The organism is Bradyrhizobium sp. PRIMUS42, assembly GCF_023006515.1.
Taxonomy (GTDB): Bacteria; Pseudomonadota; Alphaproteobacteria; order Rhizobiales; family Xanthobacteraceae; genus Bradyrhizobium.
Genome location: NZ_JALBGZ010000071.1, coordinates 1 through 14,889, shown reverse-complemented (window position 1 = coordinate 14,889; position 14,889 = coordinate 1). Strand labels below are relative to the sequence as shown.

The window sequence follows — 14,889 nt, the reverse complement described above, 5'->3', positions numbered from 1 at the left end:
AGATCGTCGGCGCGCTGACCGCCATCCTGCACGACGCAGTCAGCGTCGTCGGCCACGGTCGCACGCTGTTTGGCGGCGAGGAGGGCGGCTCGTCGTCGTTCCTGACACGCATCAAGCAGACGCTGGCGCACGCGTCGACCCTGATCGGCACCTGCGAGAGTGCGGGCCAGGCGGTCGACGAGGCGCTCGCGATCGTCGAGGACACGCTGGCAAAATTTCGCCAGGCAATCGCCGGGCTTGCCGAGGCGACGGTCGATATCACGCTGATCGGAATGAATGCCGGCCTCAAGGCAAGCCATCTCGGCAGCCGCGGCAGCGCCTTCGTCGTCATCGCCAACGAGCTCAAGGCGACTGCCGACCAGGTCTCAGCGGGGGCCGGGCGCCTGAGGCCCGTGCTCGACGGTATCGAGCGCTCGGCCGGCGAGCTGAAGCAGCTTCGCGTGCAGGGTGATCCCACGCAGCTTACCAAGCTCGAGCCGCAGATCCTTCTGGCGCTGCGCGAGGTCGAGGCCGGCAATGAACGGCTCGGCAAGTTGATGAGCCGGCTCGTGGACGAAGGCGCGGAATTCGAGCGGCTGATGAATTCGGCCCAGGGCCTGATGACCAAGCTCGGCGAAAGCTCCGCGGCCTTGCCTGCGGTCGCGATGCGGCTCGAGACTGCGGGCGCGCAGCGGCTACAGGTGGAAGTGCAGGATCAGGCGATACTCGACGATCTCTTCGCGCGCTACACGATGGAGCGTGAGCGGGATGTTCATCGTGAATTCCTGCAAGCACTCGGGCTGGTGTCGATCGCCGGCACGCGCCGCGTCGACGCGGTCGAGACCGCAGATGACGGCATAGAATTGTTCTGACGGTGCCGCCGATGTCGCCTCGTGCCGCGACGGCAATTTGACGGGTTGGCTTTGCAGGGCGTTAACCGTGGCGGAATGCTCGCCGCATCGGTCATTGCCGCGCCCCAGAGTTGGTTGCAAATACCAGTGAATTTTACGGCGGATGTTTCCATCATGAGAGACGGCAAATACGCGGCCTGGTTCAGGACCCCGCGCGCCGAGGGCACGGGCGTCGTGCATCTGGCGGAAGGACGGATCTCCGGCAGCGACAGCTTCTTCACCTATGGCGGCTCCTATCGGTTCGATGACGAGCAGCGCTTCACGGCCGTCCTGACCACGCGGCGGTATGCCGACGGTCCGCCGACGGTGTTCGGGCTTGACGAGGTCCAGGTCAATCTTTCGGGCGTGTGCAACGGTGCGATGGCGACCTGCTCCGGAACGGCGAGGGAAGCGCCCGACGTGATGTTCGAGGTGACGCTGATCTACAGCCAGGAAGACGCGCCGGCTGTGGAAGCGCGAGGCGCCGTCGTGAAGCTCAATGACAAATTGCCCAAGGGCCTCGACAGCCGTTCGCGGCCGCGCCATTTCCCTCCATCTTCGAGGCCTCCCGCATCTTAGTCTTGCATTGACGCTGTCGCAGTGAAAACGGGCTGCGGCCGCGGCGCGGCAACGGTGCATTCAGACGCGGAAAGCTAGGATGAGGGCGCTGTAAAATACGGACGAGAACATGCCTCAGATATGGATGACCTACGACGAACTGGCGACCCTCAGCGGCTGCACGCCGGCAGAAGCCAGATTGCGGGCGCTGCATTTGTCGCTTGACCGCCGCAAGAGTCGCGACGGCGCGACGCGCGTCAAGCTCGACCTGGCGCTGACCGCCAAGTTCTTCGCATCAATCCGCGAAGCGGATTTCGATCTCGACGGCGCCATCGAGGCGCTGCAGAGCACGCATAGGCAAATGGCCGAACTCCTGGCACCGACCGGGTTCCGCGAGCGTGGCGCAGCTTAGCCCGTTTCGCCTCACACCCTCGGGCTGGCCGCTCCAGGCGCCGCCCGTGGGATCCCCCGATAGCTTTTCGCGAATCCGGCATAGACTTGTCTTCCGGAATTAAAGCCGGAGGCCGGGGTTTCACCCGCAACGGGTCCTGAAGACCCGTAGGAGAATGCCATGAGGAAAGCCAAATATCGGGTCGGCGTGACGATGTTGGGAGCGGCGATGCTCGGCGGGCTGCTGATCGTCACAGCGGTGTCGGCACGTGCGGAGGTCGTCAAGCTGCAGGCCGACCTCAAGGGCAGCAACGAAGTGCCTCCGAACAGCTCCTCCGGTTCAGGCAAGGCCGAGGCTGCGTTCGATACCCAGACCAAAGTCCTGACCTATACGGTCACGTATGCCGGGCTGACTGGTCCGGCGATGGGGGCTCATTTTCATGGTCCCGGTGAAGCGGGCAAGAACGCCGGCATCGCTTTGCCGTTCAAGACGGTTCAAAGCCCAATCCAGGGCAGCGCCACGCTCACCGACGCTCAGGCGGCGGATCTGCTGGCCGGGAAGTGGTACGCGAACATACATACCGCCGCGAACCCAGGCGGCGAACTGCGCGGGCAGATGATGAAGTAAGGGGCCATGTCCCGTGGGCGCTGGAAGATTTTCAGCGCCGTGAGCTTCAGGTTGGGGGCCGGGGCAGGAAGGCCAGGATCGTCTGGGCGAGGATGACACCGACGGTGCCTCCCGCAGCCTTTTGCAGCACGTCGAGGAAGCCCGGGTCACGATCGGGAGTCAGCGTTTGCAGGACTTCCAGCCCCATTGCGACTGCCACGACAAGCGAGCAGGCCAAAGCGAGCCGGCCGGGCAACAGAAAGGCCAGCAGGAAGCCCAACAGGCCGTAGGCGCTGAAGCGCTCGATCACCACGATCCAGTAGGCCTCGTGATGCCCCATGAGCGCCGGCCTTCCCGCCAGCCTTGCCAAGGTGGCATAGGCGATGAGGGCGAGGCAGATTCCTGCGGCTGCGATGAGGTGATTTCGACGCATGGCCCACCATAGCCACTTGGGTGCCATTCCGCTTCGAAAGACGAGAATATCGTTAAAACGCCTGGTCGTTCTCCCTTGGCGCGGACTGTCCAAAACCTGGCCGCGATCGGGGCCCGGGAGGCGCTGCGTCAGCGGCAAAGGGATGCCGTCCGGCGGAGATGGTCAGGCTACCAGGACATCGCCGGCCGGCGCCGGGCATGCGGAGCGGCGGCGTGAATCGAGGAGCTCGCTGAATTTCGCAAACGGGAGCGGTGCGGCGACGAGATAACCCTGTCCTTCCTCGACGCCGGACGCGACCAAGGCACGGCGCTGCTCGTCAGTCTCGATTCCTTCCGCGACGACCGTCATTCGGAAGTCCTTGGCGAGCGCGACCAACATCTCTACGATCGTTGTGGTCGATGCATCCACGGTGATGGTGTCGACGAAGAACTTGTCGATCTTGATCGTGTTGGCGCCGAGCCCTTTCAGCCGCGACAGCCCGCTATGGCCAACGCCGACGTCGTCGATGGCGACGCGGAAGCCATGGTCACGCAGCTCGGCCACGATTGCTGCGGCGCGCGCGAGATCGTCGAGCTCGTCGCGCTCGGTGACCTCGACCACGACCTGGCGTGCGGAGACTCTGGCTGTCAGAACCGTGCGACGCAGCGTTTCAATGAAGCCGGCACTCAGCAGGTGCTTGGGCACGACGTTCAGCGACATCTTGAAGGTCTTGTCCGCCCTCAGGACGGGACGCAGGTCGGAGAGCGCCGATCTCAGGATCTGCCAGGTCATCACCTGGATGCGACCGCTGGATTCGGCCAGCGGAATGAAGTTCATCGGCGGCACCACCGAGCCGTCCCGACGAACCCAGCGCGCCAGAATCTCGCAGCCCGTGATCTTGCCTGTCCTGAGGTCGATGGGTTGGTAGTACGGCTTGAATTCGCCGGCCGCGAGCCCGCGATCGAGATCGGCGACCGGCCCTTCCATCCGCCGGCTGCGTGCCAGCAGGATGCCGAAGAGAACCCCAAGTCCAAGGGACACTGCGAGCGCCGGCCAATAAGCCTCGCTGTTCCAGTTCGAAAGGACCGCCTGTTCGAGCCGGATCGTGGCATGAAGCGGGAAGCGCGTGGAATGCCTGTCGAAGCTGATCGGCCCAAGCAGGGGCCTGTCGGCATCGAGCCGGAAATCGCCGAGCTTCTCGCCATTGCTCAAGGCGAGGATGACCTCGCTGTGCGCGCGCAGCTCGGCGGGCATGAGATCGAACAGATTGGCATTGATGCCGACGATCGCGACCAGCGCGGAGCTGCGACTGACGTCCTTGAGCACGCCCAATGCGTCGCCGCCGAATTGCTCCACGCGGAACAGCGAGAGCTCCTTGTCGTGCGAGGACAGCATGTCGTGGCGACCTGCCCATCCCTTGTCGAACTCGAGCGTCTCGGAATAGGCCGAGCAGATCACCGATCCGTCCGGATTAACGAGACGGACGTCCTTGATGGCCGAGCGCTGGTAGACGTGGAGCCGGATGGCTTGAAGCGCCGCCGGTGCGCAGCTGGCAAGATCACGCTTGGCGAGATCGTCCAGGCTGGCCGCGGCAAAATCGACCGCAAGTTCGGAGCGGCGCAGAACGACCTCGGTCAGCTCGCTGAGCTGGTGCGCCTGCTGGTGGCGAATGACGGCCTCTGCCGTCAAATGGCCCGCCAGGGCGAACGCCATCGTGCTCGCAAGCACGAGCGCCACAAACGGAAGGTTCGGTCGCTGGTGTCTCATCCGGTCCGGGCGGAATTCAGGAGAGGCGTGGTAACTGATCTTGGGAACTGATCTTGGGAATTGATCCTAGCCAGCGGGGGCTAAGATAGGGTTTAACGGGCGGACCGGTCCGGAAGGGCTACCGAGTGGTTGCCTGACTGATGGTCGCGCGGCCCGAGCATGGAAAGTTGAGCAGTATGATCAGGACGTTAAGCCTCCTCCTCCTGTCGTTCGTCGTCGGAAACTCCGCGGCCTGGGCGCAGGGAACCAAAGACCAGCCATCGGGCACTCAGCCCACCTCCCGCAGCGGCACGGCGACGAATTCCGGCTCGGACAGCATGGGTGGAGCCTTCAAGGGAACGGGGACACCCAATTACGGAACCAGCCCCGGGATGGGCTCCCAGAAGAAGACGCGTAACTAAAGCCTGATCTGGAAAAGGCGCGGCGGTTTTCCGAAAAGACCACGCTTAAACAAGAACCTGACGCGCGATGACGGTTCATCTTAATCGCATCGCGCTTTAGCTGAGCGAGCGGACGGTCCGCTGGACGCATCGATCGATGCTCACCGACCGAGGCGATGGCGGAGGGGAATTGCCTCTGCAGAAGAACGGCTGGGCCTATGGATGCGGGGCGCGGCGGGTTGGTGGGTGGCCCGCAGCCGAAGCACCACAAAAGCGATGTTGATCGCCAGCCAAACCAACATTGCGGAAATCACAAAATGGACCACGGCCAGACCCTCGCGGCGGAATCTGGATCAACATCTCGTGGTTGCTTTGGTTCCGTCCTGCAAGACGAAAAGCTGCAGGGGGTTCGGAGAGAAGTGTTGCCGCCATGGCGGACAAAGAAAGCTGTCGTCCGCGACGAGCTCTTTCCAGGACTAACTCTTCTTGCCGGTCTTCGACTTCAGCGAAAGGCCAAGCCGCAAGGCCATGCGCTTGATCGCATCAGGCGAGCGTCCGAGAACTTTCGCCGCCTCTTCCAGTGAAGCCGAAGACTTGGCCAACTCCATGAGCCGGCGGTCTTCCTTAAACGACCAGGGCTTGCGCGCCATAACCGAAATGATCCTCTCGTCGACACAACGACAAAGCCGCCAAGCGACCCATGTTCGCTCGACGGCTTCGCTTGGGTGGGGCCAGGCTTGGGGAGCCCGGTGCGAAGATGGATATGCGATCGGTTAGACTTCGCAACAAACAACGCGGATTAAGCTAACTGCTCAACCTTACCGCGATGAAATCGCCGCGCTCCGCTCCGTATAACCACGGTGTTTTCGCGCGAGCGTGATGAGATGAGGCCTGATCGCTGCAACGACGGAGGTGCACTTCCTCTCCCGCAAGCGGGAGAGGTGAACGGCCCGCGGCAATCAGGCCCGCCATGAGCAGCCGCGCCGGTCACGGTTGGGAGCGCCAAATGAACGAGGGTTCATGGTGTCGGCTCGTCGAGTTCTGGTAAAGAGAACGAGCGCCTCTTTCCGCGCCTTGTGCCCTCGCGCGCCGACCAATCTTCAAGCACCACGTTGCACAAACTTCATCTTCGTCTGACAAAAGTTTCAGCGGTACCGATCTTGAAGTCGACACAACGAAAAGATGAAATGAGCGCGGGAGGAACGTTCCGGCAAACGTGGGAACATTCCGGATGTTAGCTTTTTTGGTTTTGATTTCGATTTTCGCAGCGGGCTTTTGCTGCGGCTATGGTGTAAGGGCGTGGCGTTCGCGGAAGCGATCGGCGCGATATCGTCTTTACGCACCCTATACCCCCGCCGCGATGGAGCCCGGCCGAACCCAGCGGCCGTCGTCATCGTAGAACGCGTGCGGCCCAACTCAATCATAGGGGCGAAATCGAAATAACCATGTGTGGTTAGGTTAACTCGTCGCCGTCCTTGAGCGCTTTGGAAAGCCAGCCTAAGATCGATCAATTCATGATGAGCGTTTGGCCGCCTCGGTTTTATGGGGCGCGCAGATAGGCATAGATGACGTATCTCATTGCGTTGCTGGGCGCGACGACCTGCGCCTTCATTTTGATCGCGTTTGTTTGCACCTATGGCCGGCATCTGAAGGACCTTCCAGGTCCGTGGATCATGAACGAGGGTCATCCAAATGATTGATCAACGCCACAACGCGCCCCGCAGGTACTTCGTTGATGCGCGAGGGCATCGTGTTCTGATCGGCCTGTCGCTGGGGGAGACGGCGGAATTCGAAGCGCTGGATGTCGCGGTGGCGCAGACGCTGCAAATCGTAGCCGAAACCGGCATGGGCAAGGGAGCCGCCGCGGTTGACGACGTTCGATGGCTTGAGCTCTATTCCAAGCACGAAGGAGCTTGGCGGGTGTGGATCGCACGAAGCCAGGCGGAGCGGACGCAGGATTCAGGCTTTGTTAACTATGTGTGACCGATGGTAGCGGCTTAGATCTCGAAAATGGGGATGGCCCACATGTTTCAGCTATTCCTGAGAGCGCGCGCACACAATCTGCTCGGCTCCCGCCGAGAGGACAAGGGCTTCAAAGCCCGCTCCGTCGAGCGTGATGCGGAGACCGACCGCGCGAGGATCGGCGCCGTCCTCGCGGCAATCGAAACGGCATTGCAGGAGGCGGAGAGGGAGCAGGCCGGCCTCAACCGGCGTGTTGACGATGCCCTCGCGCGTGCGTCCGTCACCTTCGGAAACGGCACCGATGAATATCTCGAGCGGGAGCCGCTCGACAATCATCATCAGGATCTTTTTGCAGCCGACATCTCCAATGGCCAGCGCCGGCTCAAGGAATTGGCAAGCAGCATTGCTCACTTGAAGTTCGTCAAGACCGCAATGCTGACCCGCTTTCCTGATTTCAAGCCGCCGCAGCTCAACAGCTAGAGCGGATTGGCTTTAGGTAGAATCGATTGCCGCGGGTTGTTCACCTCTGAGGTCGGCGCGAAGCGCCGGGCGAGGGCTCTCTCGTCTTGGGGATTATCCCATTGAGGAGACACCCTCTCCCCAACCTCCCGCAAGCGGGAGAGGGAGTGCACCTCTGTCGTTGCCGCGATCTAGCTTCATGCGATAGCCCTGCGGCACGCGGGGTAGACCGCGTGGCAATTCCGCGCCGCTTTGCCGTTTGGTGCTTCGATCCTTTTTGCTATGGTTCCGGCAACCATTCACGAATTGAAGGAGCGAAGAGGTGCCGGTCAAAAATTTGCGGACATTGGTTGGATTGGCGGCTGCTTTGACACTGGCTGTGCCGGCAACGGCTTCAGCCATCACGGCCGAAGTGGCGCGCGCATGTGACGCGGCGGTGGCGAAGGCCTTTCCACCCCGGCAAATCGGCAACCCGGCGGCCGGTAGCGCCAAGGGAACGGCCAAGGATCAGCGCGAACTCTTCAAAAAATGCGTCGCGAACAACGGCAAGGTCGACGACGCGCCGGCGGAGGCGAAGGACAGCAAGCCCGCCAAATAGGAAATCGGGGCTCGGCTAGCGTCGGGGCGGCGGACAGGGCGAGTAGAACGCGCCGTTCGCCGCGTTGATGCGTTCGACGCATTGATTGGGATCGGTGATCGTTCCGGCCACCGTGAAGTCGTAGCCCATGCCCTTGACCACCACGATGTAACGACCAGGAGCGAGCGTAAAGCCGTCCTGCTCTGGTTGAAGCAATAGCATCCTCGACTGATCGTCGATCGGGCCTACCTTGTAGGGGTAGGACATGCTGCGGATGACCCAGGAATCGCCGGCGCTGACCATGGCCGCTTTCCCGCTGGCATCGACGCCCATCGCGCGGGAGACTTTCGCAATCACCCGAACTTCGGTCCCGCTTGCATCGACACCCCCGTCGGGCCTGAACACGATGAATTTGACGTCGCCGTCCGCCAACGTAGTCGCGCTCGGCGTGCTGATGGCTGCCGAGATCGCGACGCGGCGGTCCGGAATCTTGCCCGGCACCGACTTGAGCTCATGGAGCTGGCCCTCGCTCAGGGCATAGACTCCAAACGTCGTCGGCAGGGGCATCGAGGGTTGTGCAGGTTGCGCCGGCTCTTTCTGGCTATCCGGCGTCCGTTCAGCAGTCTCGCTTACCGCGGGAGGCGGGCTGGCGGTCGGCTGAGTTTCCGGGCTGTTCGGTGCTCGCTCGGGCGGCCGCGCCGTCTGCGTCAATGCGGTCAGTTGTGTCTTCAGTTTAGGCCAATAGACAGCCACGGTCGCTGCCCCGCCAATGAGCAGAAGGATGGCGGTCAATCGAACCACAGATTTGAAGACGCCCCTCAGTTTGGGGCGGTCGAGCGAAGCTGGCGGCGCGGCCGGACGGCGCTGCGCTCCCGTGTCCTTCGGAGTGGGCGCCGCAGCCGAAACCGGTGATGGCATCGGAACGGGTGGGGGAGTGGCAGCTGTTGGGGGGACCGGAGCGGCGCTTGCCGCGATAAGCTTTTGCGGTTCCGACGCGGCGCTGCGCTCGAAGGAACGCTCGACCTCCTTGATGGCACGTTCGAGAACTTGCTGAAGCTCGCGAGATTCCCGCGCATCGGCGTGCGTGAACTGCTCCAGAAGCTTGACGCGCGCGAGCTCATAAACGATCTCCCGCATCTGCCGGGGATCGTCGGATACGGCGCGGATTCGGCTCGACAGGAGACGGATAAACCCGGCTTTGATTTGTTGCGTCGAGGGAGCGTTTGCCGCAGTTTCACCGGAGTCGGTCATCAAGGCCGATCAAGTAGCTCGAATGAGGCTATTTCGCTAGGTTTTTTCACCCTGTATCCTTCGGTTGCTGTGGCTCGCTCCGATGGATCCGGCCTGCAAAGGTCCTGCGCGATCGTCTCGAAGAGCTTGCTTTTGGGCGGAAACCTGTGACATTTCGCCAAGCTCCTCATTCCGGTGTTTGACCATGCGCGGCGTTTTGACAGCAATCACATTCTTGGCCTTCCTGGTTCAGCCGGCGTCTGCACAAGGAATCAAGGACCAGGCCAACACCACCAGCTCCAGCATCATCACGACGCCTGCGAAGAAGGCGCAGACCAATCAGACGGCCTCGCGGCCGACCGCCGTTAGGAACCTCTCGGGCAGGCTGCCCGCTGGGAAGTCAGCGCAAGGCGTCTGGCGCGATGGCAAGCTGGTCGCCGTTCCCCGCTGAGGCTGCGACCCAACTAACCGTGAAGGAACGGTGATCGCCTCCCTGACGTTCTTGCTCGGGAGATAATTCATGAAACGACCAGTCCTAATCGCAATTGCGTTGCTTGTGCCTGCCGCCGCCTGGGGCCAGGGCGTCAACGATCCGTCGACACCCAACCGCAACGTGATCATTGTCAATCCGTCGCAGCCGTCGGGCAGCACGGCCACGCCGAATTACCCGAGCCGGATCCAGGCGCCACTGACCCGCGGGGGGCGAGCTATACCCTATTACGGAAACAGAACCCGGGGCAGTGCCTCAAGTAGGCGGTAGGTGTGCCGCCGGCTGGCCTAAGAGAACATCGCCAACCATCAGCCATTCGGCCGCCGTGCTCGATTTTCGGTAAATAACGGAACGCTCCTGTCCCCTAAGAGAGCGGCGTCTTGGCGAGCTATTGAGGATTGATCTCGACCTCCAGGGTCGATGTCCCTGCACCGTGAAGGTTTTTACCCGAGATCAGAAGGGTGAATTTATCGGGGCCTTGCTTGTCGGCTGCTGCCAGATAGCGGAAGCCGGACCCGACCACGGTCAATTGTCCCCTTGATGGTCCCCTCACGACCGATACCTTGAAGATCTGCATGTACGACCAACGCAAGCCCTGGATGCAGTCGGATCCAGGCTGGATGGTCAGCGTCCACGTCACTGTGTCCCCCGACAGTTCGAACGGCGTCCGTTCCTTGATGCAGAGCGGACTGGCGTGAGCCGCCATGACTAGCGCAGCGGAAGCTGTGATGCAGGCAGCTAGCAGCAACAAGGGTTTTTGAGGCATGCGACGGCAGCTCCACGCGCAATTCCCGAAGAGAATATCAGCGAGCGAACGAGGTCTTCGACTCCTCGGGCTCGCCAGGTGCTCGTCAACTTCGTGCCAGACGAGGTTGCAACTAAAGCGCAAAGCTTGCCTGCGAATTCGCTTTCTTGCAATTGGCAAAGGTATAGATTGATGAGCCGGGCATAAGGGGTTTCCGGCCAATGGTCGTCCTTATGCTTTGTCTTTGGAGTTATCAGCGTGCGAACCGCTCGACGTGACCATTCGCTAGATGACGGAAGGCGGTTTGGGACGCTGTCTCGAGCTGTCGTTTCCGTTGCCGCTGCCCTCGGCCTTGGTCTCCCCTGTCCTTGCTTCTGTCTTGCTCAGGCCGAACCGGAGCCCTCGCTCAGCGACTATCTTCCACCAAGCGAGCCAGAAGTAACGCGCGACGAATGGCGGCAGCGGATCGAGGACGCACGGCGACGCGCCAAGGAGGTTTCGCGCGAGCGGCGGGAGCATCCAGAGTTCTACAAGCCGATTCCGGAAGATCCGGACGTTGTCGCGACCGAACGTCTGCTCCGCGACGATAGCCTGCAACGAGGCGACATCGTCACGACCAAGAAGGGCATGTTCGTCTACCAGGGCCGATCCGACCAACCGCGCCGCGATCAGGACTTTGTGCCGGTCAATCCGAAATCGGCGCGCTGAGGTTCAGTACCGCCGCAAGATCTCGTTGAATTTGGGATCGGCCACTTTCGTGGTATCGAGCAGCAGCGACTTGCCTTGCGGAGTTGCCTGCACGTAGGCCGCGATCAGCAGCGGCTCGTAACGAGAGCGATTGGCAAGCGCCGACCGGATGTCGGATTGCGCCAGCAGCTTGATCTCCTCATCCGTTGCGGCTGCGCTCGAGGTCACGGTCCGGACGCGAGCGAAGGCAACGTCGATCGGCACCGATCCGGTCAAGTAGGACATCTTCACCGCAGGCGTTGCCGTTTCGCCGGACTGGACCTGCAGCGTGCCGAGCGTGAGCCAGAGCGCGGGCCTGATCGGCGATACTTTCAAGGCTGCGACGAGGGCGGCTTGGGCGGCCTTGTTCTCGCTGGCCCTTTCGCCCGCTTCGGCTGAAGGACGGTGAAGAACGTCAGCGGCCATTGCCGCCGCGTAATTCGCGAGCAGATCCCCCTCCAACGACAACGATGCCAAAACACCGCCGGCCAGCTTGGCCTTGTCGGGTGGAATCTCGCCAGAGAACAAATCGCTCGCGCGGAAGTTCGGTCGTATGAGATCGCCGTAGAATTCCATGCCAGCATGAAGCGCCAGCACGATCGCGGTGGAGATGCCGATGACGCGAAGCAGGATCATGCGGTTCATGTTGAAATCGGCGAGGCCTGTGAGGGCGGAGCGAACGCGGGATTGAAAGGAAAGTGGGGACCTTAAATGGCCATCAGACTATCGCCTTGGATCGTCAACAGCGTCAAGTTGCCGGTCGCATAGGCGCCGGTGTCGATGTTGATGCGGTTCGGGCGAATATCGGGCACGCTGACGGGCGTATGACCGTGGACGATATATTTCCCGAAGCGCTCCTCGGAGGCGAGGAATTCCTCGCGGATCCAGAGCAGGTCCTCATCCTTCTGGCGCTCGAGCGCGACACCAGGCTTGACGCCGGCATGGACGAAGAAGAAGTCGCCGCAGGTAAAGGACGAGGGCAATTGCTTGAGGAAGGCGAGGTGCTCGGGCGGCAGCGCGCGCTTCAGTCCTTCGATCAGCTCGACCTGTTGCTCCGCCGAAGGATTCATGGTCGGCGTGACGCCGTAGGAGACCAGCGTCAGCAGGCCGCCATAGTGGCGCCACTCCTGCAGGCGGGCGGGGTCCTTGAGGACCTCGAGCAGGAAGACCTCGTGGTTGCCTTTGAGGCAAACCGTCTCATGCGATTTCGAGCGTTCGATCAACAGATCAAGCACGGCACGTGAGTCCGGGCCGCGGTCGACATAGTCGCCGAGAAAGACCTGGATGGCCCGCCCGGGAGCGGAGCGGGCCAGATCGGCGTCGATCACGGTTAACAGCGATTGAAGCAGATCGGCGCGGCCGTGCACGTCGCCGATGGCATAGACGCGAACGCCGTCGGGAAGCCGCGGCTTGGTCTTCTTTCGAAAGCGTCTGGAAAGGCCCATCAGGTCGGTCGAATCGCTTCTAGCGTCACGCGCGGAACGTCGTGACCGCTCTTAGCAGAACAAGTCACACATCGGTATTCTTAATTGTTTCCGACCGATGAGCCCGCATTTTGATTAAAGGATCGCGCGGCCTTTGAGCCGTATTTCAAGACGTCTCGCGTAGCGTCTCCTCAACAAGAACGGGGAGCGCGACATGCGCAAAGTTGTAAAGTTCCTGGCGGCCGTGGCCGCCATCGTCGTTGCTGCGGGGGTGCAGCAGCGCGCTGAAGCCGCTTTCGTCGGTGCGCCCTTGGGGCTGCGCGGTGCCATCCAGTACATCAAGTTCGACCAGCCGACGCTGGCGCCGATGGCGTTCACGCTGTTCTGCCTGAAGTACAAGGACGAGTGCAAGCCGCGGCCGCAGCACATCGTGTTCAGGGGCGGTCGGCTGAAGCTCACGGCCGAGCGGCTGGCGCAAATGCAAGAGGTCAACCAGCGCGTCAATACCGCCATCCGTCCCGAGGCCAATCTGGAAGGGCTGCGCGGCGAGAAATGGCTGCTGCATCCGGCGAGCGGCGACTGCAACGATTACGCTGTGACAAAACGCCACGAGTTGATCGCCAACGGCTTTCCGGCGCGCTCGGTACTGCTCAGCGAGGTCGTGACCACCTGGGGCGAGCATCATCTCGTGGTCGTTGTCCGCACCTTCACCGGCGATCTCGTGCTGGACAATCTCTCCGGCCACATCCTGCCGTGGTCGAAGAAGCCCTATCGCTGGGTCCGCATTCAGTCGCCCAAGAACCCGAACTACTGGGCCTCGCTCGGCGACCGCGCGGTCTGATGGATCGGTGCACTATCGTGACGAGGATTGGCTGACGCTCTGCGACAGCCCCAATCCCACGATCACGGAAAGACACAGGATTGCTGCCGGCCGCAGCAGCCCGGGACCTGCGAAGCTCTGAACCAACGCAAAGAGAACGCAGGCTGCGGCCGCCGCGGGGAAGAATGAGTCGCGTCCGCGCTGCAGAGCGCCGAAGAACAGGCGCAGCAGAGCGATCAGGCTCACCGCTATCATGGCAGCCAGGCCGATCCATCCCATCTCTGCAAAGATGGCCGTCGCCGTGGAGGGCGCCGTCAAAATAGCTCCAGCATCGCTGTGATAGATCCTGCCCACCGCGCCAAAGGTCCCGGCGCCGGCGCCGAACCAGCGTGTGTCGGCCAACATCCGCTCGAGGGCGGCCTTCGTTTCGGTCCCCATCTCCGGGACCAGCCGCAGGAGGACCGGTCCGGAGCTCTTCTCAAAGAGAAAGGTCAAGACGATCCCTGCGCCGATCAGAGCTGCCAGCGAGAGCGCGCCCACTGCCAATGGTGAAAGGTCGAGCCTGCGAATGACGAGGATCAGCAGGATCAGCACGATGCCGAAGCTTGCTGCGATCGCGCTGTTCGTGCCTGAGAGGCCGAAGATCGCAAGCGCGCTGACCAGCGCGCCCACGAGGCCCAAAAGACCAAGCACGATCGAGCGAAGCAGCGAATGACGCGTTTCAGCCCGTTCGGCAGCGAGCTGCATGACCGCCAGGTTCAGGATGAGGCCGAAGCCGGCCAGGGTTGTTGCCAGCTCGGAAGTTGCGGCAGCCTCGGCAAGGGCTGGCGACAGCCGATGCAGATCCAAGGTCAAGGCGGAAACTGCAGTGACACCACCGAGGACGAAGAGGACCAGCTCGGCGCGGCCGCGGTCGCGGACCACCAGGATGGTGACGCCGAGCAACGCGATCGCCGCAAGCGCCTGGAACAGCGCATTCAGCGTCAGGCCAACATCGGCAGAGATCGGTCCCATGGGGAGGCCGCCCAGGGCATCACGGGTGCTCGGCCAGATCGGGTGCGCCCAGCTCAGCGGAAGCGGCGCAAGCTGGACCGCGATGCAAAGCGGAATGGCGATCAGAAACCATCGGCCCCAGGACAGTGCGCGCACATAGTGCTCGTAATCGGCTTTGCGCGCAGCCGAAGCGGCCGCGAGCAAGCTCAGCGCTGCGGCCATCATCCCGAGCTGCGCACCGACCTTGGCGCCGGCGATTTCGAGAGCGGAAGCTGAGACGATTGAAACGATGAGGGCAAAATAAGCGAGGGACAAACGGCGCGCTCGAACGGAATCCTGAAACGGTCAGGTCACCATACAAGCCGTCGATTGGTTTTCAAACAGAGGTCTGTCTCGGACCAACAGCCTGACCGTGAGCCGCGCGTAGGCGCGAGCTCGCCGCGGGGTTGATCGGCGCGATCAGCGCGTGGCCTTGATCGG

General features: G+C 62.2%; 17 protein-coding genes and 1 pseudogene. 10 read left to right on the top strand and 8 right to left on the bottom strand.

Features of this window, described 5'->3' with window-relative positions; translation table 11 throughout:
• The 4 genes and pseudogenes from MOV75_RS09170 to MOV75_RS09155 form a co-directional block, all read left to right on the top strand.
• A pseudogene (locus tag MOV75_RS09170) lies at nt 1-851 on the top strand (chemotaxis protein); the annotation flags it as partial.
• Nucleotides 852-1,001: 150 nt separating this feature from the next.
• Nucleotides 1,002-1,448, top strand: a complete 447-nt coding sequence (locus MOV75_RS09165) for a hypothetical protein (RefSeq protein ID WP_246921171.1) — start codon at nt 1,002-1,004, stop codon at nt 1,446-1,448.
• A gap of 109 nt (nt 1,449-1,557) precedes the next feature.
• Nucleotides 1,558-1,839, top strand: coding sequence for a hypothetical protein (locus MOV75_RS09160; RefSeq protein WP_309486793.1), 282 nt, complete (start codon nt 1,558-1,560; stop codon nt 1,837-1,839).
• A 207-nt stretch (nt 1,840-2,046) separates the two neighbouring features.
• Complete coding sequence (locus MOV75_RS09155) at nt 2,047-2,445, top strand: CHRD domain-containing protein (protein ID WP_246921174.1); 399 nt, start codon at nt 2,047-2,049, stop codon at nt 2,443-2,445.
• A gap of 46 nt (nt 2,446-2,491) precedes the next feature.
• On the opposite strand, the gene MOV75_RS09150 is transcribed toward MOV75_RS09155, so the two are convergent.
• From MOV75_RS09150 to MOV75_RS09140, 3 genes are all read right to left on the bottom strand, one after another.
• On the bottom strand, nt 2,492-2,857 hold the full coding sequence (locus MOV75_RS09150; RefSeq protein WP_246921177.1) for a VanZ family protein: 366 nt from the start codon (nt 2,855-2,857) through the stop codon (nt 2,492-2,494).
• Between the two features lie 162 nt (nt 2,858-3,019).
• Nucleotides 3,020-4,549: an EAL domain-containing protein gene (locus tag MOV75_RS09145; RefSeq protein WP_247005438.1), complete on the bottom strand. Its 1,530-nt coding sequence runs from the start codon at nt 4,547-4,549 to the stop codon at nt 3,020-3,022.
• Nucleotides 4,550-5,459: 910 nt separating this feature from the next.
• Nucleotides 5,460-5,633 (bottom strand): hypothetical protein, encoded by a 174-nt coding sequence (locus MOV75_RS09140; RefSeq protein ID WP_246921116.1) that lies wholly within the window; start codon nt 5,631-5,633, stop codon nt 5,460-5,462.
• A 1,042-nt stretch (nt 5,634-6,675) separates the two neighbouring features.
• On the opposite strand from MOV75_RS09140, the gene MOV75_RS09135 reads away from it, so the two are divergent.
• From MOV75_RS09135 to MOV75_RS09125, 3 genes are all read left to right on the top strand, one after another.
• The gene (locus MOV75_RS09135) at nt 6,676-6,966 is read left to right on the top strand and encodes a hypothetical protein (RefSeq protein WP_246921119.1); all 291 of its coding nucleotides are present in this window, start codon (nt 6,676-6,678) and stop codon (nt 6,964-6,966) included.
• Between the two features lie 42 nt (nt 6,967-7,008).
• A complete protein-coding gene (locus tag MOV75_RS09130) occupies nt 7,009-7,425 on the top strand; it encodes a hypothetical protein (protein WP_246921122.1) in 417 nt (138 codons plus the stop codon).
• Between the two features lie 301 nt (nt 7,426-7,726).
• On the top strand, nt 7,727-8,002 hold the full coding sequence (locus MOV75_RS09125) for a hypothetical protein (protein WP_246921125.1): 276 nt from the start codon (nt 7,727-7,729) through the stop codon (nt 8,000-8,002).
• Between the two features lie 15 nt (nt 8,003-8,017).
• Here MOV75_RS09125 and MOV75_RS09120 read toward each other — a convergent pair whose 3' ends face one another.
• On the bottom strand, nt 8,018-9,232 hold the full coding sequence (locus MOV75_RS09120; RefSeq protein ID WP_246921127.1) for a hypothetical protein: 1,215 nt from the start codon (nt 9,230-9,232) through the stop codon (nt 8,018-8,020).
• Between the two features lie 214 nt (nt 9,233-9,446).
• On the opposite strand from MOV75_RS09120, the gene MOV75_RS09115 reads away from it, so the two are divergent.
• Complete coding sequence (locus MOV75_RS09115) at nt 9,447-9,662, top strand: hypothetical protein (protein ID WP_246921130.1); 216 nt, start codon at nt 9,447-9,449, stop codon at nt 9,660-9,662.
• Between the two features lie 427 nt (nt 9,663-10,089).
• On the opposite strand, the gene MOV75_RS09110 is transcribed toward MOV75_RS09115, so the two are convergent.
• On the bottom strand, nt 10,090-10,467 hold the full coding sequence (locus MOV75_RS09110; RefSeq protein WP_247005436.1) for an Ig-like domain-containing protein: 378 nt from the start codon (nt 10,465-10,467) through the stop codon (nt 10,090-10,092).
• Nucleotides 10,468-10,704: 237 nt separating this feature from the next.
• Here MOV75_RS09110 and MOV75_RS09105 point away from each other — a divergent pair, with 237 nt between their 5' ends.
• Nucleotides 10,705-11,154, top strand: coding sequence for a hypothetical protein (locus MOV75_RS09105; protein WP_246921136.1), 450 nt, complete (start codon nt 10,705-10,707; stop codon nt 11,152-11,154).
• Nucleotides 11,155-11,157: 3 nt separating this feature from the next.
• Here the strand turns inward: MOV75_RS09105 and MOV75_RS09100 are convergent, their stop codons facing one another.
• On the bottom strand, nt 11,158-11,817 hold the full coding sequence (locus MOV75_RS09100; protein ID WP_247005434.1) for a hypothetical protein: 660 nt from the start codon (nt 11,815-11,817) through the stop codon (nt 11,158-11,160).
• A gap of 62 nt (nt 11,818-11,879) precedes the next feature.
• Complete coding sequence (locus MOV75_RS09095) at nt 11,880-12,617, bottom strand: metallophosphoesterase family protein (RefSeq protein ID WP_247005432.1); 738 nt, start codon at nt 12,615-12,617, stop codon at nt 11,880-11,882.
• A gap of 193 nt (nt 12,618-12,810) precedes the next feature.
• Between MOV75_RS09095 and MOV75_RS09090 the strand changes: the two genes are divergently transcribed.
• Entirely contained in the window at nt 12,811-13,437 is a 627-nt protein-coding gene (locus MOV75_RS09090) for a transglutaminase-like cysteine peptidase (RefSeq protein ID WP_247005430.1), read from the top strand.
• Nucleotides 13,438-13,449: 12 nt separating this feature from the next.
• On the opposite strand, the gene MOV75_RS09085 is transcribed toward MOV75_RS09090, so the two are convergent.
• Entirely contained in the window at nt 13,450-14,361 is a 912-nt protein-coding gene (locus tag MOV75_RS09085) for a hypothetical protein (protein ID WP_247005428.1), read from the bottom strand.
• Nucleotides 14,362-14,889 lie beyond the last annotated feature (528 nt).

Bases quoted from the DNA above. Each gene is read 5' to 3' on its own strand.
- MOV75_RS09100 (WP_247005434.1), bottom strand. From the start codon at position 11,817: ATGAACCGCATGATCCTGCTTCGCGTCATCGGCATCTCCACCGCGATC.
- MOV75_RS09140 (WP_246921116.1), bottom strand. From the start codon at position 5,633: ATGGCGCGCAAGCCCTGGTCGTTTAAGGAAGACCGCCGGCTCATGGAG.
- MOV75_RS09095 (WP_247005432.1), bottom strand. From the start codon at position 12,617: ATGGGCCTTTCCAGACGCTTTCGAAAGAAGACCAAGCCGCGGCTTCCC.
- MOV75_RS09110 (WP_247005436.1), bottom strand. From the start codon at position 10,467: ATGCCTCAAAAACCCTTGTTGCTGCTAGCTGCCTGCATCACAGCTTCC.
- MOV75_RS09090 (WP_247005430.1), top strand. From the start codon at position 12,811: ATGCGCAAAGTTGTAAAGTTCCTGGCGGCCGTGGCCGCCATCGTCGTT.
- MOV75_RS09135 (WP_246921119.1), top strand. From the start codon at position 6,676: ATGATTGATCAACGCCACAACGCGCCCCGCAGGTACTTCGTTGATGCG.
- MOV75_RS09145 (WP_247005438.1), bottom strand. From the start codon at position 4,549: ATGGCGTTCGCCCTGGCGGGCCATTTGACGGCAGAGGCCGTCATTCGC.
- MOV75_RS09150 (WP_246921177.1), bottom strand. From the start codon at position 2,857: ATGCGTCGAAATCACCTCATCGCAGCCGCAGGAATCTGCCTCGCCCTC.
- MOV75_RS09160 (WP_309486793.1), top strand. From the start codon at position 1,558: ATGCCTCAGATATGGATGACCTACGACGAACTGGCGACCCTCAGCGGC.
- MOV75_RS09120 (WP_246921127.1), bottom strand. From the start codon at position 9,232: ATGACCGACTCCGGTGAAACTGCGGCAAACGCTCCCTCGACGCAACAA.
- MOV75_RS09155 (WP_246921174.1), top strand. From the start codon at position 2,047: ATGCTCGGCGGGCTGCTGATCGTCACAGCGGTGTCGGCACGTGCGGAG.
- MOV75_RS09130 (WP_246921122.1), top strand. From the start codon at position 7,009: ATGTTTCAGCTATTCCTGAGAGCGCGCGCACACAATCTGCTCGGCTCC.